Raw genomic sequence first — 20,998 nt, forward strand, 5'->3', positions numbered from 1 at the left:
AATAAAAGTTAAAACATAATTCAAATATTAGTTGTATCTTTGCAAAAATTTTAAAATATTTAATGAATTTATTTACGGAGTCCAATTTAAGTCCTGACATTCTTAAGGCCGTTGGCGAACTGGGTTATGAAAGCCCGACAGAAATCCAAAAACAGACTATCCCTTTCATTCTTTCAGATATTCGCGATTTGATCGCACTTGCGCAGACAGGGACAGGCAAAACAGCAGCGTTTTCGCTTCCGATTTTGGATATGATTGACGATACGAGTCGCAAAATCCAATTTTTGGTGCTTTGTCCGACACGGGAATTATGTCTTCAGATTACGAAAGACATTAAAAACTATTCCAAGTACATGAAAGACATCAAGACTACAGCAGTCTACGGTGGAAGCAGTATTATGGATCAGATGAGATCTCTGAAGGACAAGCCGCAGATTATTGTGGGGACTCCGGGAAGGGTAATCGACCTTATCAACAGAAAAGCACTTGATTTTTCCGCAATTCACTGGTTGGTTCTGGATGAAGCCGACGAAATGCTTTCCATGGGGTTCAAAGACGAACTGGAAACTATTTTAAGTGAAACGCCTGAAACGAAGCAGACATTCTTATTCTCTGCTACGATGAGTAAGGAGGTGGAAAAAATCACCAAAAACTATCTGACCAAACCTCACAAAATTTCTGTAGGTTCCATTAACGAAGTTAAGAAGAACATTAAGCATGAATATTATGTGGCAGGGTACCGTCAGAAAAAAGAGGCGTTAAAGCGTCTTATTGATGCCAACCCTAACCAGTATTCAATCATTTTCTGCAGAACCAGAATGGAAACTCAGGAAGTTGCTGATTTCTTGATGCAGAACGGTTACGCGGCAGATGCGCTTCACGGTGATCTTTCTCAGGCGCAGAGAGATACGGTAATGAAGAAATTCAGACTGAAAAATATTGATATCCTGGTAGCTACAGATGTTGCAGCAAGAGGGCTGGATGTAAATTCACTGACGCACGTTGTGCATTATTCTTTACCTGATGATCCTGAAGTATTCGTTCACAGAAGCGGAAGAACAGGTAGAGCAGGAAAAGACGGTATTTCAATTTCCCTGATTAAGCCGGAGGAAAGCAGAAAGCTGAAGCAGATCAAGGCAGTAACTAAAATTGAAATTGCAGAAGGAAGAATCCCTACAGGAGAAGAAATTATTAAAGCCCAGGTAGGTGGTGTTTTTGAAAGCCTTTTCGAAATACACGAAGATTTCTTTGAATTTGATGATTCTTTAATTCCTGATTTATCAGCCTTTACCAAAGAAGAACTTGCCCACAAGCTTCTTCAGTTCCAGTTAAAAGATCTTGCCCTGTACTACAAAGACAGACATGATGTGATTGAACAGAAGCTGAGCAGCAGGGATGAAGGAGGAAGAGGAGAACGCAGAGACCGTGACAGCAGAGGAAGAGACCGTGACAGAGGTGAAAGAACCGAAAGAAGCGGCGACAGAAGAGAGCGCGGAGGCAAGCCTAAGAAGAGCAATGAGAACATGGTGAGATTCTTCTTTAACCTGGGTAAAAAAGACCAGCTGAAGAAACTTGACGTTCTGGATATCATCAACAAAGCAACTTCAACGGGGAAAAGCAAAAAGAGAGCCGAAATCGGTGATATTGAAATTTTAGAGAAATTCTCTTTCTTTGAAATTGAAAAATCATTCAAAGGAGATCTTTTAAGCAACATTTCTTCCATGAAATTCAGAGGAAAAGACATGAGGGCTGAAGAGGCTAACTAAACTCATTTTCAACAATATAAACCGGCTCCAGGGCCGGTTTTTCTATTTGTTAATATGTGGTACCCCCAATGTTAACAAAACTTAACGTTATATGCTTTTCGGTAAGGTCCTTTTTTAAGAAATTTGCACAAAATTATAAATACTTAAAAATGGGAATTGGTAATATTTTCCACGCTTTTCAACCCAAAGATAAAATCTTCTTTGTGCTTTTTGAAAAAGTAACTGAAAACCTGGTTGCAATGTCTGAAGAGTTTAACACCGGAATCAAAGACTTCGATCTGAACGATGATTCTATGTTGAAGAAAATGAGCGACTATGAGCACAAAAATGATGAGCTGACACACGAAATCTTTGTAGAGCTTGGTAAAAACTTCATTACGCCTTTTGACCGGGAAGATATTCACACACTGGCAACAGGACTGGATGATATTGCTGATTACATCTACGCTTCCACAAAATACATTTTCCTGTACAAATCGCCTGAAATGAAGGCGTATTCAGATTTCTCCCTGCTGATTCACAAAGCATGCCTTGAAATCCAGAATGCCATGAAGAACCTGAAAGGCTTCAGAAACATGGAACAGGTAAAAGAAGCATGTATCAAAGTGAATTCTATTGAAAATATCGCAGACGACCTGCTTTCCAACTCAATGGTGGAGCTGTTTGAAACAAACGATGCCATCAATATTATCAAAGTTTCATCCGTACTTAATTATCTTGAAGTAGTTACTGACAAAGCAGAAGATGTGGCCAATACGATTGAGAACATCATGATCAAATACGCTTAATTAATCATTATAATTAAAAAATGGAATTTCCTATTTTACTGATAGTTATTATTGCGCTGGCTTTGATCTTCGATTACATCAATGGGTTCCATGATGCGGCCAATTCAATTGCAACTATTGTTTCTACAAAAGTACTAACTCCGTTCCAGGCTGTACTTTGGGCAGCGCTCTGGAATTTTGCGGCTTTCTTTATTGCGGCCTACATCATTGGAGAATTTAAAATCGGTAACACGATTGCCAAAACCGTTAACGAGAATTTTATTACCCTTGAAGTTATATTTTCAGGATTGGTTGCGGCCATTGCCTGGAACCTTTTAACCTGGTGGTTCGGGATCCCTTCCTCTTCGTCACACACACTGATCGGCGGATTTTTAGGAGCGGCTTTAATGCATGCGTTCATGATGGATTACCATGATGTGGCAGCAGCCCAGCCCGGATTGGGATTCTGGGAAACTTCAAAAGAAGCCTTAAGCCAGGTTACCCAACAGAGTGTTGTAAAATTTGATAAGGTAATTCCTATTTTCCTGTTCATTTTCATGGCTCCGATTATAGGGATGATCATCTCGATTATCATCACGTTGATTATTGTTCACCTGTATAAAAGATCAAACCCGCATAAAGCAGATAAGTCTTTTAAAAGGTTACAGCTTGGGTCTTCTGCCTTATTCAGTTTAGGTCACGGCCTGAACGATGCCCAGAAAGTTATGGGGATCATTGGTGCCGCTTTAATCTATTACCATGTCGTAATGCTTAAAGATCCTGTTTATCTGGAAATTCCTGCTGCAGGGCGTTTCGATTATTTTGCACAGCACTACATCTGGGTTCCTCTGGTTTCTTTCGTAGCGATTGCACTGGGAACTATGAGCGGCGGATGGAAGATCATCAAAACGATGGGCACAAAAATCACTAAAGTAACTTCACTGGAAGGCGTAAGTGCTGAAACTGCAGGAGCAATTACTTTGTTCATTACAGACCACTTCGGAATTCCTGTATCTACAACACACACGATTACAGGTTCTATCATCGGGGTAGGGTTGACAAAAAGAATTTCTGCCGTACGGTGGGGAATTACCGTAAGCCTTCTTTGGGCGTGGGTATTAACCATTCCTATTTCAGCGATTGTTGCTGCACTTACTTATCTTGTGGTTACCTTCTTATCTTAAAAAATACAAATTAAACAATATCCGGCTTTGCTCATTTTGGGCAAGGCTTTTTTATTTATGGTAAGTTTTACAGATTGCTTCGGTTAACAATAAAAATAGAATTATATATTTTAATTTACATTATAAACTAATATTCACTTTATTTGGAATAATTTACGTATTTACCTGATTCTTATTGTTTTTTATTTCGTAGTTTTTTATTTTTGAAAAAAGTTTATCTATTAATTTAGAAAACAGGAAAATTTAAAATTCACATAAATGAAAAAACAACTTTTATTAGCCGCTTTGTAATCACGGGCTTAGTCGATGCAAAAAATACTGACTATCCTAAAGAAAAAAAAGAAGAAGAGAAAAAAGAAAAGAAATCGGTACCAAAAGAAGAGACTGATGATACATCAAAAATGCAATGTTATGTACACGCAATGTTTGTTTGGTGTACCGGTGAGTATTATGCTGACACAGTTTGTTGGGGTGCAGGATCTGGGACGGCAACATATGCACAGGCAATATCAGATGAAATTCATAATTCTCAACTGTTAACAGAATATATTTGTGGTTTGGGAACGGGAAGTGGTTGGGGAACAGGTGGTCCAAATTAAATTATTTAGAATGCGAGATTTTTTATTGATTTTAGTATTATTTAGCAATATTTTGTATTCACAATCAGATACTCTTAAATCAGAATATGAAGTTATATATAGAATCACGAGTTTTAATGATACATTGTATAAACATAATGCTGTTGAAGAAAATCTATCTTTATTGATTAAAGGAAATAAATCATTATTCAGAAGTGCACAAAAAGCTAAAAGTGATTCTATTGCGATGGCTATTGGAATGAAGGCAGCAAATAATCCAGTAAATGGAAAAGTAATATTGAATATGAAAGATGTTCCGGGAGTTTATTTTAAATCCGAAGTTTTTTTAGATAACGGAAAGCAGACGATTTATAAAGAACTAATGAGGAGCAGACTTTCTTTTCCATTAGAAGATCCGATTTTGTGGAAAATTGAACCTGAAACAAAAATGATTGAATCCTATTTATGTAAAAAAGCTACAGGGAAATATAAAAACAGGCATTATACTGCCTGGTTTACAGAAACAATTCCTATTCCGGACGGGCCATACGTTTTCAAAGGTTTACCTGGATTAGTATTGGAAATTTATGACCCAAATGACTATATACACTTTACTTTAGTAAGCTTTAAAAAAGTGGTAAAGCCGATCGTCTTAATGAAAGACGTTTTTCCTACTAAGTATTCTACTTTTTACAAAGTGAGACAGAATATGAGAGACAATGCAGCGGGAATGTTATCAAATCAAACAGGAATAACATTTAAGCCTTCAGATGTTAAAAGAATTAATGATAATGCCAAGAAAAATAATAATTATCTTGATTAAATAAAACAAAAAACTTTATCCTAACCTACAAAGCTTTTTTGTTTTATAAATAGTAATCATACAGATATCTACATTTAAATTACTGAATTTAAAATCAGTGAGAGTTGATTAATAGCTTTTTAATTCTAAGGATAAAATTTAGGCAGATTCCGTTTATTATCAAATTAATAATTTTTATTCCTGTTTCCATTAAATTTTAGAAATACTTTTTGTTGATAGTAAATTTTTTTAATTTCTTCATTATCTTTGCTGCCATCAAGCCCCTAAACAGGGTGTTCGGTAAGTTTAATTATTCCCCTATGCAGAGGAGGTACAATAAAGATTCCGTAATTGGTTCTTTCTTGCTGATATCTTGTTTTCCACCATTTCAACAAAATTTGATATTATATTCCCGTTATAATAAGATATTCTAATATATAAAAACTGTAAAAGTAAAAATGAAAACGTTGAGAAAACAATCAGACAGAATCGCTTTATCTGCCATGTTGGTTTTAAGCTCTTTAGCGTATGCACAAGTAGGCATTGGTATTAATACGAATAACCCGAGAGCTGTGCTGCATGTGGACGGAGCCAAGGATAATCCGGCTACCGGAACACCGACAGCAGCTCAGCAGATCAATGATTTGGTAGTGACTTCTGCCGGAAGAGTAGGGATAGGCACCAATTCACCTACCGGTGCTCTGGATATACAAAGTGTAACGGGAGGATTCGTACCGCCAAGAATGACCACCGTACAGCGGCAGGCCATATCTTCACCGGCAACCGGAACCATGGTATATGATACTACCCTGAACCAATACTATTATTACTCAGGCGTTCAGTGGGAATCTCTGGTTCCTGTAGCGGCAAGTGCCAGGATTTTTCAGATCGCCCGTAAAAATACCAACCAGACCATCGCCACGTCAGCCATTACAGGGGATATTACATTTGACAATGTTTCAGGGCAGGGTAACGGAGTTTCTGTAAATAATGCCAATATTACGCTACCCGCCGGAAAGACTTTCCTGATTACGGGATATCTGGCAATAGCATCAGGATCAAACAGTACGCAGAGCTGGGCACGGTATGAAATCGTAGATTCCACATCCAATGATTCTTCGGTTTGCACCGTAGCGTCAAGAGGGTACAGTGAACCGTCTACTGAAGTAAACAATGATTCTTCCGGAGGTCCTGCACTTTGTATCATCAGTACCGGAACTTCCGCGAAAACGGTTAAACTCAGGATTACAGGGAAAAGAAATGATGCGAATGTAGTCACTACTTCCATTGCAGATCCTTATGCAGAAACAGCGGTGATGATTCAGGAACTGTAGGCTTTTTCAATATTTATATTCCGGGTATTTAATGAAAGATTATTTCCCGGCCGTACAAAAGAATTTTTAATTAAATCTTCATCCTTTGATGAAGATTTTTGTTTTACCAACCCCCGAAAAACCGTATTTTTGTTTAAACGATTAGATTTTATGGAATTTTTAGACCGATACCAACAGATTGTTGCGGAAGCCATTACCAAATATACTTTTAAAGACAAGCCGGCCGAACTGTATGAACCGATGAACTACATTATTTCCCACGGTGGGAAACGCCTTCGTCCGATCATGGTTTTAATGGCCTGTGATTTATTTGGCGGAGACCTTAAAGAGGCAATTAAACCTGCCCTGGCAATCGAGTTTTTCCATAATTTCACGCTGATCCATGATGATATTATGGACGAAGCGCCTTTAAGAAGAAATAAACCTACCATCCACACCCTTCACGGGATCAATGTGGGAATCCTTTCCGGAGACGGATTAATGCTGAAAGCCTATAAGTTTTTTGAAGACCTGGAGCCTGAAATTTTCAAGGCCTGTATCAGGATCTTCACACACACAGGGTTGCTTTTATGCGAAGGCCAGCAGTATGACATTAATTTTGAGAGTCAGGAAAACGTGACTTTTGATGATTATATCAGGATGATTACCTATAAAACCGGAGTCTTGAGCGCCTGTTCATTTGAAATCGGGGCCATGATTGCAAAGGCTAATTTTAAGGATGCAAAATCCATCTTTAATTTCGGGAAACATATCGGGATTGCTTTTCAGATTATGGATGATTACCTTGATGTATTCGGGGACCAGGCACAGTTCGGGAAGAAGCATGCCGGTGACATTTATGAGAATAAGAAAACCGTTCTTTATTTACTGGCGAAAGAACACGCAACAGAGGAAGAAAGAAAGGAACTGGATTACTGGTATTCTAAAAAAACCGATAATATTGATAAAGTATACGGGGTAGAAAAGATTTTCAGAAGGGCAAAAGTAGATGAAAAAGCATTGAGACTGATTGAAAAACACAACGAAATCGGGCAGAGCTACCTTGATAAAATCGATATTCCGGACGAAAAGAAAAAGCCGTTTTCAGAACTGGCCAATTATTTGTTGAGAAGAGAGAGTTAGGTGGACCGGTTTTAGGCCGGAGGAATATGGATCTGTAATCTTTTAAAACACCTTGTTACCGCCCATGAAATTCAGGACTGAAGTAGAGATTAAAGAATCGCAGAGAAAGATTCAGGTTGAAGATAAAATATTTTCAATAGGTTCCTGTTTTGCCTCTGAAATGTCAGATATGTTGCAGCTCGGGCAGCTGCAGTCCCTGAATAATCCTTTCGGCACCATCTTTAATCCGTTTTCGATCAGCAATGCAGTAAAAAGGCTGCACGATGCTGAATTTTATATCGAAGATGAGCTGATCAGTTTTAACGAGGAATTTATTTCCCTGGATCATCACACAAGCTTTGACACCCGGTATATTCACCAGACTTTAAAAAAGATCAATGCAGGAATCGAAGAAGGCAATTCTTTTCTCCAGGATACCAATTGGGTTATCATCACGTACGGAACTTCATTTATCTATGAGTTTATTCCGAAGAACAAACTGGTAGGCAACTGTCATAAAATTCCGCAGAAATTCTTTAAAAAGAGATTGCTGACCCATCAGGAAATTACGGATTCCATCTACAATACCGTTTTGAACCTCGATGATATCTGTAAGGATGATGTTCAGATTTTATTCACCGTTTCACCGGTCCGGCATACCAAAGACGGGATGATTGAAAACCAGCTCAGCAAAGCAAAACTGATTACCGCAATCCATGAGATGCTTCCCCAGTTTGAAAACTGCCACTACCTGCCGGTGTACGAAATTGTTATGGATGACCTGCGGGATTACCGTTTTTATAATGAAGATATGATCCATCCCAACAGCCAGGCGGTTAATTATATTTTTGATCAGTTCGGGAATGCTTATTTTTCCGAGGAAACAAAAAAATTTATTAAAGAAAACTTTAAAATCAATACCGCTTTACAGCACAGGACGGATGATGAAAAAGACCCTAAATATATTGAATTCAGGGAAAAATTAAACAGGAGAATTGAAATCCAGCGTCAGAAAGTGAAGCACAGAATATTTTCAGATGACTGATTTTACCACTTTTGATTATTTAAAAACAGGAAATCCGAAACAGAAAAGAGCTTATGATGTACTCATGAAACATCAGGTTTTTGAAAAACTGAAAAATTATTCACCCGTTTTAGCAGGAACAGTCCCGATTGGAATTGATACGGAAAAAAGCGATCTGGATGTCATCTGTCAGTTTAAAAATGAAGATGATTTTGCTGAATGCTTACGTCAGTATTTTCAGGGCTGTAACGGTTTCAGTCTGAAAACAATAGCTGTTAGCGGTGAAAAGTCGGTTGTTTCAAATTTTATACTGGAGGAATTTCCCATTGAAATTTTTGCACAGAATAAACTGCCCACAAAACAGAATGCTTACCGGCATATGATGGCAGAACACAGAATATTACAGGAAAAAGGAGAAGAATTTAAACAGAAAATAATAGAACTGAAGGAGAAAGGGATAAAAACAGAACCTGCTTTCGGCATGATGCTGGGCCTGGAAAATCCTTATGAAGATCTATTGAAATTTTAATGAAATGATTGATACCCATACCCATTTATACGCAGAGGAATTTGATGAAGACAGAGCAGAAACGATCCGGAAAGCTTTAGATAAAGGCATCACAGAATTTTACCTTCCGGCAATTGATTCGGAATCCCATGAAAAAATGCTGCAGCTTGAAGCAGACTATCCCGGACAGATTTTCTCCATGATGGGCCTGCATCCCTGTTATGTAAAGCCAGAAAGCTGGGAAAAAGAACTGGAAATTGTGAAGAACTATCTGGATGAAAGAAGTTTCCCGGCCATCGGAGAAATCGGGATTGATCTGTACTGGGATAAAACCACACTGGACATCCAGGTAAAGGCTTTTGAACAGCAGATCGACTGGGCCATTGAAAAAGACCTGCCGATTGTAATCCATACCAGGGAAAGCTTTGATGAAACCTTTGAAGTCCTGGAAAGAAAAAAACACCCGAAACTCCGTGGGATTTTTCACTGTTTTTCAGGGAATATTGAACAGGCCAGACACGCGGTTGATTTAAATTTCATCTTGGGAATCGGTGGTGTAGTAACGTTTAAAAACGGTAAAATCGACCAGTTTTTAAACGAAATCCCATTGGATAAAATTGTACTGGAAACAGATTCTCCATATCTGGCTCCGGTTCCGCACAGAGGAAAAAGGAACGAAAGTTCATACCTGGATCTGGTAGCCGGAAAACTGGTTAATATTTACAATAAAGATTTTGCTGAGATTGACAGGATTACTACGGAGAATGCAAAGAAAATATTCAATTAAGATATGAAAGCGATTGTTTCAAAGCTTTTAAGACAGGCCAATTTATTATTTTTTGCTGATGAATTAAGATTTTATATTCATAAAAACAGAAATAAGAACAGAAACCAGGCCTTCAGATTACAACATCCTGATTTCAGGTTTCCGCCTGACTATCTGATATATGAATCCTTCAATATGAGCTATGAAAGCTATTATAAAAGCGGGAAATCAGCAGCTCAAAGTTTTGTTGATATATATATAAAGTATGGTGATGAGAAAAATCCAAAGATTCTCGATTGGGGATGTGGCCCTGCAAGAGTGGTAAGGCATATTCCTGCGCTTATTCAGGATAGCCGTGTTTACGGCACAGATTACAATAAGGATTCAATACAGTGGAATAAAAAAAACATTGAAAATATTGATTTTAACCTCAATGAATTAAAAGCCAGCCTGCCTTACGAAAGTGAGTTTTTTGATTTTATATATGGAATTTCAATTTTTACTCATCTTTCAGAAAAAATGCACTACGATTGGAAAAATGAGTTGACAAGAGTTTTAAAAAAAGGCGGTATTTTACTTTTATCCATGCAGGGAAATTCATTTAAAACGATTCTCACCAAGAATGAAATAAAAGAATTTGAAAAAGGGAATATTGTAGTAAGAGGAAAGGTGAAAGAAGGTCACAGGACATATTCTGCGTTTCATCCGGATCGTTATGTGCAGGAACTTTTTGCTGATTATGATGTATTGGAGCACAGGGAGTCATTTTCAAATAACGGCAAACAGGAACAGGACATGTGGGTGCTGTGTAAAAAATAAGAGTTCAGAAAACTTTACAGCTTTATTTTAAAATCTATTTTTTTTAGAATTCGGCAGGTTTAATATACATGGAATCTACATGGTCATAAGATCTGTAAATTTGTTTTTGAATAAATTTAAACAGATCTGAAATTGTTTAGGATGATATAGAAAATAGAAAGCCTTCCGCTATGGGAAGGCTTTAGTTTTATTTTTTTCTAAAGAAACTGCTCTTATTTTTCGGCTTCTTGCTGTGGTCAGATTTCTGCTGACCTGCCGGTTTCGGCCTTGGTGTAAAAGGTTTGTTGTTTGAATCCCTCTTTTCCACCACCAGGCTATCCGTATGGAAAGGATGGTTTTTCTCAACCGGAATTTTCATCCCGATCAATTTTTCAGTGTCTTTTAAGTTCAGTAAATCAAGTCCGTCTACAAACGAAATTGAAGATCCTTCTGCTCCTGCACGTCCTGTTCTTCCGATCCTGTGCACGTATGTTTCGGCAACATCAGAAAGCTCATAATTGACCACATATTTCAGTTCATCAATATCAATACCTCTCGCTGCAATATCGGTAGCTACCAGAACACGCGTTCTTCCTGATTTAAAATTATTTAAAGCATTCTGCCTTGCGTTCTGGGATTTGTTCCCATGGATTGCTTCGGTAGAAATATTACTCGACTGCAATTTTCTGGCAATCTTGTCGGCACCGTGTTTCGTCCTTGAAAATACCAGAACGGAATCTGAAATGGTATTCTGTAAAATATGCGTCAGAAGGTCAAGCTTGTTTTCCTTATCTACAAAATAAACAGCCTGCTTAATGGTTTCTGCCGTTGAGGAAATAGGCGTAACCGATACTTTTATCGGGTTATTTAAAATAGAATCAGCCAGTTTCTGGATTTCTGTCGGCATGGTTGCAGAGAAGAAAAGTGTCTGTCTTTTCGGCGGCAGAAGCTTGATGATTCGCTTTACGTCATGCACAAAGCCCATGTCCAGCATTCTGTCGGCTTCATCAAGTACAAAAATCTCAAGGTTTTTCAAACTGATAATTCCCTGGGCAATAAAATCCAAAAGCCTTCCCGGAGTTGCTACCAGAATATCAACACCTTTTCTCAGTGCCGTTTCCTGGCTTCCCTGTTTTACACCTCCAAAAATAACGAGTTTCTTTAAAGGCAGATTTTTACCGTATGAATTAAAGCTTTCCTCAATCTGGATGGCCAGCTCTCTGGTCGGGGTAAGGATAAGTGCTTTGATATGATTGTTCTTCGGCCCTTTTCTTTCCACAAGGTTCTGCAGGATAGGGATGGCGAAAGCAGCTGTTTTCCCGGTTCCCGTCTGGGCAGTACCCAACACGTCTCTGTGTTCAAGGATAGAAGGAATAGATTGTTCCTGGATAGGTGTAGGTTTTTCGTAACCTTCCTTTTGAAGCGCATCTAAAATGGGCTTAATAATGTTTAAGTCTGTAAATAACAAAATTTAATTGTGTATTAAAATAATGCGGTTGAAGCAGTATACTTCATCATTTTTAGCAGTTCTGCTAATTTTTTTTAACAGAATTTTAAGTAAAATAGTTTACCATCTGGCTGAGAATGCCGCGAAATATACTGCAAAGATAGTTTAAATTATTTTAAGGCAATTATTTAACTTTTGTCCACTCCTGATTCTTCCTTAAGTTTTCGAAAAAACGGTACAATTCCGAAAGCTTTTCACTGCCGCGTTTCCCGTAATCTTCAACATGCTTTGATGTTCCGTCAGCAAAACGGATTCGCAGATGGGATGACGGAAGATCCGAAATATTTTTTTCGCCGTAATTATCTTTCAGGCTCTTTACATTTAAGCCGTCTAATAAAGCGATTAATCTATTATAATCTGCTTCTTTGATGGTCCCTTTGAAAGTTCCTTCACGGGGATTGGAAAGGTTATCCTTTGATGGCTGGTCTCCAAAATTAAAATGCTCCGCTTCAAAAACAGCAGTCCGGTCCGGATTAACCGTCATTTTGAAAACAGGGCAAAATCCGAAACACGGAGTGGCTTCATACTCAATAACCGAATATTTAGAATTTCCTTTTTGGGCTGTACATGAAAACAAAAGAATAAATGCAAACAGCCCCAGTATATATTTCATAATTTAAATTTTTCCGTATCTATCAATAAGCGTTCCAACAGACTTATTTAAACCGATATCCGACACCAGCCTGCAAAAAGCCAATTTTTGTCGGTAAACCGTCTTTCTTATTCACTTCAATGAAATTAAAATGGTATCTGGCATCAGCAAAAAAATGATCGTTAATTTTGTATTCTGCACCTAAAAACGGAAATAAATTCAGGGATCTGATATTTTCATAGTTTCTGGATGTTGCTCCGTTTACCATCTGTTCGGTTTTTACCTTTTCAGAAATATTAAACCCGAAATTCATCCCGGCCGAAGCTGATAATTGAGGAATAAAATAATATTTAACAGATACCGGGATCTGAATCTGCGTCAGTTGATAATCAAACTGTATGTTTCCCTGCTCTATAACGCCGGAATCTGTAAAATCAACTACCGGGAAATCCTGCTTTCCGCCAAGCTGCGTATAAAGAGCTTCTGCCTGGATGCTTACTTTTGATGATACAGGCTGTTCGGCAACAATTCCTGCATAGAAATAAGATTTGGAATCTAATTTATTGTCGAAAAATTTCATGCCGGATAAGGAATACCCGCCTTTGACTCCGAAGCTCATTTCTGAAGAACCGGCATCTGAACCTGTTTTTGGGTTTTGCGGTGTCTCCTGCGCCTGTACAATGGCTGAAATTGCTGATAATGCAATACATAAAAAGTTCTTTTTCATGGTTTTAATTTAATGGTTTTAATTTTTATGCTAATAAAAAAGTACACGAATGAATAGTGTACTTAATATGTTTTAATAATCGTTAAATCTTAACTTTCTTATCCGTGCAGCTGCTTCCAGATCGCATCTTTCAGTTCTACAAGGCCTTCTCCGGTAACACCTGAGAAAAACAGCGGTTGTTTGTTTTCAGGGAATTCTGCGGCGATTTCCTTTTTCAGTTCCTCATCCAGTAAGTCGGATTTTGAAATGGAAATAATGAAATCTTTATCCAGCAGTTCAGGATTGTATTCCTTCAGTTCATTCTCAAGGATTTTAAACTCCTGGAAATGATCTTCGGAATCTGCCGGAATTAAGAATAACAGGATTGAATTTCTTTCAATATGTCTTAAGAAACGGTGTCCTAGCCCTTTTCCTTCAGCGGCACCTTCAATAATCCCCGGAATATCGGCCATTACGAAAGATTTGTAGTTCCGGTAATCCACGATTCCCAGATTCGGGGTTAAAGTGGTAAATGCATAATCTGCAATTTTAGGCTTGGCAGCAGAAACAGCAGAAAGCAGGGTAGATTTTCCGGCATTCGGGAATCCTACAAGACCTACATCCGCTAGAATTTTAAGTTCAAAGACCACGTAGCCTTCCTGTCCGTCCATTCCCGGCTGTGCAAACCTTGGGGTCTGGTTGGTGGAAGATTTGAAATGTTCGTTCCCTTTTCCTCCTTTTCCTCCTTCCATCAGGATGATTTCCTGGCCGTCTTCCATAATTTCGCCAATAATTTCCCCTTCTTCATTCTTAGCGATGGTCCCGATCGGAACTTCAATGTAAACATCGGCTCCGTACGCTCCCGTTAACTGGTTTTTTCCGCCGCCTTCACCACGTTTAGCTTTTACGTGACGGGTGTAACGAAGGGGAAGCAATGTCCATTCCTGGGCATTTCCTTTCATGATCACATGGCCGCCGCGCCCGCCGTCGCCACCGTCAGGACCGCCCTTCGGGATATATTTTTCCCGGCGGAGATGCGCAGAACCTGCACCTCCATGACCGCTTTTACAATGAATTTTAACGTAATCTACAAAATTTGACATTTCTTATAATTATGAGTTATGAGTTATGAAGCATGAGGTATGAATTGTAAGAAAGTATAACTCATCACCCATAACTTTTAACTATTTTACTTTTTCTACTTCAGCAAACAGCTTTTCGGAAATCTCGTTGATATCCCCAACGCCGTTGATTTCAACATATTTACCCTGTTGTTTGTACAGTTCGGCTACTTCTGCTGTTTTCGTGTAGTATTCTTTTATTCTGTTTTCAATGATCTCAACATTGCTGTCATCTGATCTTCCGCTGATTTCTCCTCTTTTCAGCAGCCTTTCCACTAAAATAGTATCTTCAACCACCAGAGAAAGACAGACATCGATCTCATCATTCAGTTCTTCCTTTACAATTCTCTCCAGGGCTTCCGTCTGAACGGCAGTCCTTGGGTATCCGTCAAAGATAAATCCTGCCGCATCGCTCGGTTTTCTGATTTCGTCAATCAGCATATCCGTGGTTACCTGATCCGGCACCAGTTCTCCCTTGTCGATGTACGACTTTGCCAGTTTTCCAAGTTCAGTGTCATTTTTCATGTTGAATCTGAAAAGGTCGCCTGTTGAGATCTGCTTTAAATTAAATTTCTCAATCAGATTTTGTGCTTGTGTACCTTTTCCGCTTCCCGGAGGGCCGAACAGAACTATGTTTATCATAATGTTAGTGACGCTATAAGCTTTAAGCAATATGCTGCAGGCTTTTTAGCTTTTTCAGTTAATATTTCTTTTTACTTAGATCTAATTTTAAAAGCCCATAGCCGAAGCTAAAAGCTCAGTGCCGTTTTAATGGTTGATCTGCCCGTCAGACAGTTGATATAAATTCGGTAAGTTTCTTCCCAGTTCATCGTAATCGAGGCCGTAACCCAGAACAAATTTATTTGGAATTTCTTTTCCGATATAATCCAGTTTGAAATCTTTCTTGTATACTTCAGGCTTTAAAAGGAATGAAGCTATTTTTACAGACTTCGGACGCTGCGTCTCATTAAAATATTTAAAAAGGCTTTCCACCGTATTTCCCGTATCTACAATATCTTCCACAAGAATGATGTGGCGGTCTTTTACGTCTTTCGTCAGTTCCATTTTCTGGTAAACGATCCCAGTGGATTCCGTACCTGCATAAGAGCTCATCTGTATAAAAGCGATTTCGCAAGGCCCCGGATAATGCTTCAGAAGGTCTGAGAAGAACATGATCACTCCGTTCAGTACCCCAATGAAAACAGGAACTTCATCCTTGTAATCTTCATGAATTTTTAAAGCAGTTGCTTTTACAATCTCCTGAATTTCGGCATCCTCTAAATAAGGAACAAAAGTTTTGTCGTGAACTTTAATACTTTCCATAAAATTTTTAGTAGGCGGCAAAGTTACGGATTTTTGACGGAAATATTTTCGTGTTTATTTTCAGATTCATAAAATAAAGGATATTGGACGTATTCTTTTTTATCTGACCCGATTTTCAGTGAATATTTTTTACAGATACCGTAATTCCTGTTATTCCGCAAAGACAGCATTTTTAACGATAATGTCTGTAATCTGCAACAGGAATAGTTTAGAGATTTTACCCGTAAAAGATATCAGCCGCTAATGGTTTACTTAATTTTACTTGTAGTCATTATCACACTGGTAATTCCCCTTACCTTGGGTAGAAATTTAATGGAAATTTTTGACGAGGTAGTATAAAACAGGATAATTTCCATAGCCCGGATTGCAGCGGCATCCTTTTTCTGAACAGGCTTTGGAAAAAAGCACTGGCGAAAAAGATACAGCGGAAAGCCGGAAACAGCTCCTTAAAATAAATGATGATGAGTTGTTGTGAAACTTTTCAAAATGTCAAAACGGTTTGATGTAAAGCGAAAAAAAGAATTTATTATCTTTGCCGTTCACAAAACCCAAACAAAAGCAATGTAGAATACAGCTTCTTTCAGATTTAACCGGACAGTAACGAACCTGTTACTGAAGTTTAACCTTAATTAAGAAACAAATTATGCTTTTTCTACATAACATATCCTTTGGGTTTCCTGCGGGGAATCTTCTTTTTAATACAATCAACTTAACGATATCGACTCATACAAAATCAGCCCTGGCCGGAAACAACGGCACGGGAAAATCTACGCTGCTGAAAATCATGGCGAAAGAGATTGAACCCTTGGAAGGCACTGTCAATAGTCAGGGGAATATTTTCTATGTTCCGCAGATGTTCGGGAATTTTAATCATCTGACGGTGGCAGAATGTTTAAAAATCGATAAAAAACTGGAAGCCCTCCGGCAGATTACGAATGGGAGAGCGGATGAAATATATTTTGAAACACTGAATGACGACTGGGATATTGAAGAACGCTGCCAGACTGCTCTGCAGCACTGGAAACTTGAACATTTAGATTTAAACCAGACCTTGGAAAGCCTGAGCGGCGGACAGAAAACAAAGGTTTTTCTTGCCGGAATCCGGATTCACCAGCCTGATATTATTTTGCTTGACGAGCCAACCAATCATCTTGATCTGGAAGGCAGAAATTTGCTGTATGATTTTATTGAGAAAACAAATTCAACCGTTGTGATTGTGAGTCATGACCGTGCTTTACTGAATCGGGTAGAAGCCATTTTTGAATTAAGCAATCAGGGAATCTCAATATACGGCGGGAATTATGATTTTTATGCGGAACAAAAAGAAATTGAAAATGAAGCACTGCAAAATGATATTCACGCTAAAGAGCGCGCCCTGAAAAAGGCAAAAGAAAAGGAACGCGAAACGCTGGAACGAAAGCAGAAGCTTGATGCAAGAGGAAAAGGAAAGCAGGAAAAATCGGGCGTGGCGAGAATTATGATGAATACGATGCGGAATAGTGCGGAGAAAAATTCATCTAAACTGAAAAGTGTCCATGCGGAGAAAATCAGTGATATTTCAGGCGACCTGCGGGACCTGCGTTCGTCTGTGAGAAATGCGGACCGGATGAAAGTCAATTTCAATGATCCGGATCTTCATACCGGTAAAATTTTGGTTTCGGCAGAGAAAATTAATTATACATATCATACAGAACCGCTCTGGAAAGAAAACCTCAGCCTTGAAATCCGGAGTGGTGACCGGATTTTGATTAAAGGCTCAAACGGTTCTGGGAAAACGACGTTGATCAGGATGTTGTTGGGAGATGTGCAGCCGTCAGTGGGGAAGATTTTCAGGTCGGATTTTAATGCAATTTATATTGATCAGGAGTATTCTCTGATTGATAAAAATGCGGCGGTTTATGATTTTGCCCAGCAGTTCAACGACAATGCGTTGCCGGAATCTGAAGTAAAAACCTTATTGTCAAGATTTTTATTCGGAAAGGAAACCTGGGACAAAAAGTGTGATGTCCTGAGCGGCGGGGAACGCCTGCGGCTTCTGCTGTGCGGACTTTCCATCAGCCATAAAGCGCCCGATATGATCATTCTCGATGAACCGACGAATAATTTAGACCTTCAGAATGTGGAAATTCTTACCCATTCTGTTAAAGATTATCATGGGACTTTGGTGGTGATTTCGCATGATGAAGTTTTTGTGAGGGAGATTGTGGTAGTGAGTGAGGTTTTGTTGGGATAAGTTGAAGGGCAAACCTAACGGGTTTTTAAAACCTGTTAGGTTTATATTTTTATTCATCTAATCTCAATGAAATATTCATTTGTTGATGAAGAATTCTGATGATTTCAATTTCCTCATTTTTAATGTTGATTTTGTAGAATATGAAATGTGATTTTACCCTTGAACGAAAATATCCCTTCCTGATTTCATGATAATCTTTCCCTGATTTTGGATTTTCAGATAAATATTCAATTTCGTCCATGAGCAAGTCAAAATAATGATCTGCTTGTTCTGTTGACCAAGTTTCAAAAGTGTATAACCAAATTTTTTCTAAATCATTTGATGCCTCTTTGCTGATTTTATATTTCATTTACTCAGTAGAATGTTTTTGATGAAGATTTTTCAGAAATTCTTTACGATCAAAATTCTCAACAAAACCGGATTTTTCTCCTTTTTTTAATTCATTGATTAATTCTGTTTTTTTAGACTCTTCATATTCAAACATTCTTAAAGCTGTTCTTACAACCTCACTCGCAGAAGAATATTTTCCAGATTTAATTTGCTGATTTATAAAATTGTCAAAATAATCACCTAATAATATGGATGTATTTTTTGCCATTGTTTTAATTTTAAATCAAATATACCAATTATTGGTATTTTATAAAAGAATTATTTGAAAACCTTAAGGTTAAAATTGTTATTCAGAAAAAAATGAAACAAAAAGAGTAGTAGAGAACGGTCGCGACTTCTGTGGACTTTCCATCAGCAATAAAGCGCCCGACATGATTATTCTCGATGAACCGACGAATAATTTAGACCTTCAGAATGTGGAAATTCTCACGAATTCTGTTAAGGATTACCATAGACTTTGATGGTGATTTCGCATGATGAGGTTTTTGTGAGGGAGATTGGGGTAGTGAGTGAGGTTGTTTTGACAGAGTAATTAAGAGGTCCTAACCTAACGGGTTTTTAAAACCCGTTAGGTTTGATGATAGTTATTTAATTTCTGAAAGTGTCCATTTAAAATAAGCATTTGTTTTCATAAGATCAACTAGAGCATCAGATAAATGATTATAACAAAAATATCTTCCTAGATTGACGGGAGTTTGTTTTAAAGTTTCTTCTAATTGCTCTTTAGTATAATAATGACGTTGTATTTCATTATTTTCATCACGAGTAAAATATTGAATTCTGTTTCTTAATAAAACAGTTATCAGTTCATTGAGATGCTCACCTTCGTCTAGTTTATATATTTCATTGATTACTAAATCATAATTGTTGCTTTGGATATTGTAATTTTTATAAAAAAGTCTTATCAATCTTTCGTTGTTTAATTTATTGGTTACTTCAATGAGAGATTCTTTATAGCCTGTACTACTTCCATATTCAAATATTCTTTTATCTTTCTTTACAATAACTATTGGACCTTGCCCCACAAGTCTCACCTTCTTATCTTTTGCTTGGTAGCTAAAAACAAAGAGTTCATCATAATCTTCTGTGTCACTAACTTCAACATGATCTCCAGCGTTATTTAGCACATACTCTTCGGCTATTTTTAAAAGTTCATCTTTTATGTTTTCTTGCATTTTATTTTAAGTATTTTTTTTAATCCTAAATCTAACAGGTTTTTAAAACCTGTTAGATTTGATGATGGTTGGAACCTTGGTAATGATTTTGTGTGATGAAGTTTTCTTGAGGGAGATTTGAATGATTGGTAATTTTTTATAGCATAATAAATATCCTTTTTTGTCATTCCGAAGTAAATTGACTGTGAAAGATTTATTTTTAATTTTTCAACAGATATCTTAGATATTTATATGCACAATAATATTCAATATCATTATTTAAGTTTTCTTGCATATAGTTTAGCTCAATTAAAACTTTACAATTATCACATTTGGATTTTAAAAGAGAACTGAAAAATTCAAAATCGTGAATATTTCTCTTTGTAGAAAGTTTGCCTAATTCATAATGGTAGCTAACGTCTTTTTCATTTTTATTAAGACCTCTTGTTATTGGAATTATTGGTAATTCTATTTCTGAAAAATCACTTTCTTTTTTACCTGTGAATATATCAATATCATCTTTGGTGTAATATATATATTCTTTTAAACTTGAATAAAAATTCTCAATAAAATACTTATACCTTTCATGTTCATTAGTTTTAGAATAAATTACTTTTAAAGATTCATCATCATAAATGAAATCTGATTCTAAAAACTTTTCAAAATAAGCTGAGATTATTTTAAGAAGAGTTTCAAAGTTCTGTACTAAAATATTTTTTTCCAAGACTTCTATTTGTTGTTTGAATTTTATTAATATACTTTCTAACTTTTTAATTATTAAATCAAAATATGTATCTAGAAAATTTATATGACGTTTTATAACATCATCAATCTTTATATTAACTTTTTCAAAACTATAATTATTATCTATATGATATCTTAAATATTCGATTTCATCATCTTTAGAATGGTAACTGAATAATGTTGATGAAATAAATTTCCCATTGATTTTCCTAATTGGATGGCCTACAAGCTCATTTCTTATTTCTCTGTTTTTTGAATAATTAATATCATTTTTTAAATCACTTTTATTTTTATTACAATTAAAAATGTAAAGTAATTCCTCTACGAAATCTTGTTGTACATATATTGCCTGTAAAAAACTAATGTAAAAGGAAAACTTACTTGAATCTGAGCTTTTTGGTATATTATAAATTAAAGAAAATGTATCATAAAAATAGCCTAAAATATCACCAAAATAATTTGTTTTAATTTCATCATTGAATTTGATTTTATTATTGAGGTCATTTAAACTTTTCTATAAAAAAAGGCTTGCTTATTTTTGTGTTGCGAGACATAAAAATATAAAGCAAGCCTATGATGTACCAAGTACTTGACAAAGAT

At 37.0% G+C, this 20,998-nt stretch carries 21 protein-coding genes; 11 read left to right on the forward strand and 10 right to left on the reverse strand.

Features of this window, described 5'->3' with window-relative positions:
• Positions 1-62 precede the first annotated feature (62 nt).
• The 10 genes from ASE55_RS15970 to ASE55_RS16020 all read left to right on the forward strand — a co-directional run bounded on the left by ASE55_RS15970 (position 63) and on the right by ASE55_RS16020 (position 10,649).
• Positions 63-1,766, forward strand: a complete 1,704-nt coding sequence (locus ASE55_RS15970) for a DEAD/DEAH box helicase (RefSeq protein ID WP_056221908.1) — start codon at positions 63-65, stop codon at positions 1,764-1,766.
• Positions 1,767-1,915: 149 nt separating this feature from the next.
• Positions 1,916-2,554: a DUF47 domain-containing protein gene (locus ASE55_RS15975; protein WP_056221911.1), complete on the forward strand. Its 639-nt coding sequence runs from the start codon at positions 1,916-1,918 to the stop codon at positions 2,552-2,554.
• Positions 2,555-2,574: 20 nt separating this feature from the next.
• On the forward strand, positions 2,575-3,717 hold the full coding sequence (locus ASE55_RS15980) for an inorganic phosphate transporter (protein WP_056221914.1): 1,143 nt from the start codon (positions 2,575-2,577) through the stop codon (positions 3,715-3,717).
• A gap of 609 nt (positions 3,718-4,326) precedes the next feature.
• Entirely contained in the window at positions 4,327-5,118 is a 792-nt protein-coding gene (locus ASE55_RS15990; RefSeq protein WP_082474609.1) for a GLPGLI family protein, read from the forward strand.
• 446 nt (positions 5,119-5,564) lie between these two features.
• Positions 5,565-6,431, forward strand: coding sequence for a hypothetical protein (locus tag ASE55_RS15995; RefSeq protein ID WP_238585070.1), 867 nt, complete (start codon positions 5,565-5,567; stop codon positions 6,429-6,431).
• Between the two features lie 150 nt (positions 6,432-6,581).
• A complete protein-coding gene (locus ASE55_RS16000) occupies positions 6,582-7,553 on the forward strand; it encodes a polyprenyl synthetase family protein (protein ID WP_056221926.1) in 972 nt (323 codons plus the stop codon).
• 64 nt (positions 7,554-7,617) lie between these two features.
• Positions 7,618-8,577, forward strand: a complete 960-nt coding sequence (locus ASE55_RS16005; protein ID WP_056221928.1) for a GSCFA domain-containing protein — start codon at positions 7,618-7,620, stop codon at positions 8,575-8,577.
• The gene (locus ASE55_RS16010) at positions 8,570-9,085 is read left to right on the forward strand and encodes a DUF4269 domain-containing protein (RefSeq protein WP_056221931.1); all 516 of its coding nucleotides are present in this window, start codon (positions 8,570-8,572) and stop codon (positions 9,083-9,085) included. The genes ASE55_RS16005 and ASE55_RS16010 overlap by 8 nt, the downstream gene beginning before the upstream one ends.
• A 4-nt stretch (positions 9,086-9,089) precedes the next feature.
• Entirely contained in the window at positions 9,090-9,851 is a 762-nt protein-coding gene (locus ASE55_RS16015; protein WP_056221934.1) for a TatD family hydrolase, read from the forward strand.
• A 3-nt stretch (positions 9,852-9,854) separates the two neighbouring features.
• Positions 9,855-10,649, forward strand: coding sequence for a class I SAM-dependent methyltransferase (locus tag ASE55_RS16020; RefSeq protein ID WP_056221937.1), 795 nt, complete (start codon positions 9,855-9,857; stop codon positions 10,647-10,649).
• A gap of 187 nt (positions 10,650-10,836) precedes the next feature.
• Here the strand turns inward: ASE55_RS16020 and ASE55_RS16025 are convergent, their stop codons facing one another.
• The 6 genes from ASE55_RS16025 to hpt form a co-directional block, all read right to left on the reverse strand.
• Positions 10,837-12,096, reverse strand: coding sequence for a DEAD/DEAH box helicase (locus ASE55_RS16025; RefSeq protein ID WP_056221940.1), 1,260 nt, complete (start codon positions 12,094-12,096; stop codon positions 10,837-10,839).
• A gap of 163 nt (positions 12,097-12,259) precedes the next feature.
• Complete coding sequence (locus ASE55_RS16030; protein WP_056221943.1) at positions 12,260-12,748, reverse strand: DUF6438 domain-containing protein; 489 nt, start codon at positions 12,746-12,748, stop codon at positions 12,260-12,262.
• A gap of 43 nt (positions 12,749-12,791) precedes the next feature.
• A complete protein-coding gene (locus ASE55_RS16035; RefSeq protein ID WP_056221944.1) occupies positions 12,792-13,454 on the reverse strand; it encodes a porin family protein in 663 nt (220 codons plus the stop codon).
• A 98-nt stretch (positions 13,455-13,552) separates the two neighbouring features.
• Positions 13,553-14,536, reverse strand: coding sequence for a GTPase ObgE (obgE, locus tag ASE55_RS16040; RefSeq protein ID WP_056221947.1), 984 nt, complete (start codon positions 14,534-14,536; stop codon positions 13,553-13,555).
• Between the two features lie 81 nt (positions 14,537-14,617).
• A complete protein-coding gene (locus ASE55_RS16045; protein ID WP_056221951.1) occupies positions 14,618-15,196 on the reverse strand; it encodes an adenylate kinase in 579 nt (192 codons plus the stop codon).
• Between the two features lie 126 nt (positions 15,197-15,322).
• Positions 15,323-15,877, reverse strand: coding sequence for a hypoxanthine phosphoribosyltransferase (hpt, locus tag ASE55_RS16050; RefSeq protein WP_056221953.1), 555 nt, complete (start codon positions 15,875-15,877; stop codon positions 15,323-15,325).
• Between the two features lie 643 nt (positions 15,878-16,520).
• Here hpt and ASE55_RS16055 point away from each other — a divergent pair.
• Positions 16,521-18,110, forward strand: a complete 1,590-nt coding sequence (locus tag ASE55_RS16055) for an ABC-F family ATP-binding cassette domain-containing protein (protein WP_056221956.1) — start codon at positions 16,521-16,523, stop codon at positions 18,108-18,110.
• 49 nt (positions 18,111-18,159) lie between these two features.
• On the opposite strand, the gene ASE55_RS16060 is transcribed toward ASE55_RS16055, so the two are convergent.
• The 4 genes from ASE55_RS16060 to ASE55_RS16075 all read right to left on the reverse strand — a co-directional run bounded on the left by ASE55_RS16060 (position 18,160) and on the right by ASE55_RS16075 (position 20,378).
• Positions 18,160-18,459, reverse strand: coding sequence for a type II toxin-antitoxin system RelE/ParE family toxin (locus ASE55_RS16060; protein WP_056221960.1), 300 nt, complete (start codon positions 18,457-18,459; stop codon positions 18,160-18,162).
• Positions 18,460-18,708, reverse strand: coding sequence for a type II toxin-antitoxin system ParD family antitoxin (locus ASE55_RS16065; RefSeq protein WP_056221963.1), 249 nt, complete (start codon positions 18,706-18,708; stop codon positions 18,460-18,462).
• 376 nt (positions 18,709-19,084) lie between these two features.
• Positions 19,085-19,675, reverse strand: a complete 591-nt coding sequence (locus ASE55_RS16070) for a hypothetical protein (RefSeq protein WP_056221966.1) — start codon at positions 19,673-19,675, stop codon at positions 19,085-19,087.
• A 199-nt stretch (positions 19,676-19,874) separates the two neighbouring features.
• Positions 19,875-20,378 (reverse strand): hypothetical protein, encoded by a 504-nt coding sequence (locus tag ASE55_RS16075; protein WP_056221969.1) that lies wholly within the window; start codon positions 20,376-20,378, stop codon positions 19,875-19,877.
• Between the last annotated feature and the right edge of the window lie 620 nt (positions 20,379-20,998).

Origin of the sequence: Chryseobacterium sp. Leaf201, from assembly GCF_001421435.1 — a bacterium.
Lineage (GTDB): Bacteria > Bacteroidota > Bacteroidia > Flavobacteriales > Weeksellaceae > Chryseobacterium.

Excerpts from the sequence above, each read along its gene's own strand:
- ASE55_RS15970 (WP_056221908.1), top strand. The coding sequence starts at position 63 with ATGAATTTATTTACGGAGTCCAATTTAAGTCCTGACATTCTTAAGGCC.
- ASE55_RS15975 (WP_056221911.1), top strand. The coding sequence starts at position 1,916 with ATGGGAATTGGTAATATTTTCCACGCTTTTCAACCCAAAGATAAAATC.
- ASE55_RS15980 (WP_056221914.1), top strand. The coding sequence starts at position 2,575 with ATGGAATTTCCTATTTTACTGATAGTTATTATTGCGCTGGCTTTGATC.
- ASE55_RS15990 (WP_082474609.1), top strand. The coding sequence starts at position 4,327 with ATGCGAGATTTTTTATTGATTTTAGTATTATTTAGCAATATTTTGTAT.
- ASE55_RS16000 (WP_056221926.1), top strand. The coding sequence starts at position 6,582 with ATGGAATTTTTAGACCGATACCAACAGATTGTTGCGGAAGCCATTACC.
- ASE55_RS16005 (WP_056221928.1), top strand. The coding sequence starts at position 7,618 with ATGAAATTCAGGACTGAAGTAGAGATTAAAGAATCGCAGAGAAAGATT.
- ASE55_RS16010 (WP_056221931.1), top strand. The coding sequence starts at position 8,570 with ATGACTGATTTTACCACTTTTGATTATTTAAAAACAGGAAATCCGAAA.
- ASE55_RS16015 (WP_056221934.1), top strand. The coding sequence starts at position 9,090 with ATGATTGATACCCATACCCATTTATACGCAGAGGAATTTGATGAAGAC.
- ASE55_RS16020 (WP_056221937.1), top strand. The coding sequence starts at position 9,855 with ATGAAAGCGATTGTTTCAAAGCTTTTAAGACAGGCCAATTTATTATTT.
- ASE55_RS16030 (WP_056221943.1), bottom strand. The coding sequence starts at position 12,748 with ATGAAATATATACTGGGGCTGTTTGCATTTATTCTTTTGTTTTCATGT.
- ASE55_RS16035 (WP_056221944.1), bottom strand. The coding sequence starts at position 13,454 with ATGAAAAAGAACTTTTTATGTATTGCATTATCAGCAATTTCAGCCATT.
- obgE (WP_056221947.1), bottom strand. The coding sequence starts at position 14,536 with ATGTCAAATTTTGTAGATTACGTTAAAATTCATTGTAAAAGCGGTCAT.
- ASE55_RS16045 (WP_056221951.1), bottom strand. The coding sequence starts at position 15,196 with ATGATAAACATAGTTCTGTTCGGCCCTCCGGGAAGCGGAAAAGGTACA.
- hpt (WP_056221953.1), bottom strand. The coding sequence starts at position 15,877 with ATGGAAAGTATTAAAGTTCACGACAAAACTTTTGTTCCTTATTTAGAG.
- ASE55_RS16055 (WP_056221956.1), top strand. The coding sequence starts at position 16,521 with ATGCTTTTTCTACATAACATATCCTTTGGGTTTCCTGCGGGGAATCTT.
- ASE55_RS16060 (WP_056221960.1), bottom strand. The coding sequence starts at position 18,459 with ATGAAATATAAAATCAGCAAAGAGGCATCAAATGATTTAGAAAAAATT.
- ASE55_RS16065 (WP_056221963.1), bottom strand. The coding sequence starts at position 18,708 with ATGGCAAAAAATACATCCATATTATTAGGTGATTATTTTGACAATTTT.
- ASE55_RS16070 (WP_056221966.1), bottom strand. The coding sequence starts at position 19,675 with ATGCAAGAAAACATAAAAGATGAACTTTTAAAAATAGCCGAAGAGTAT.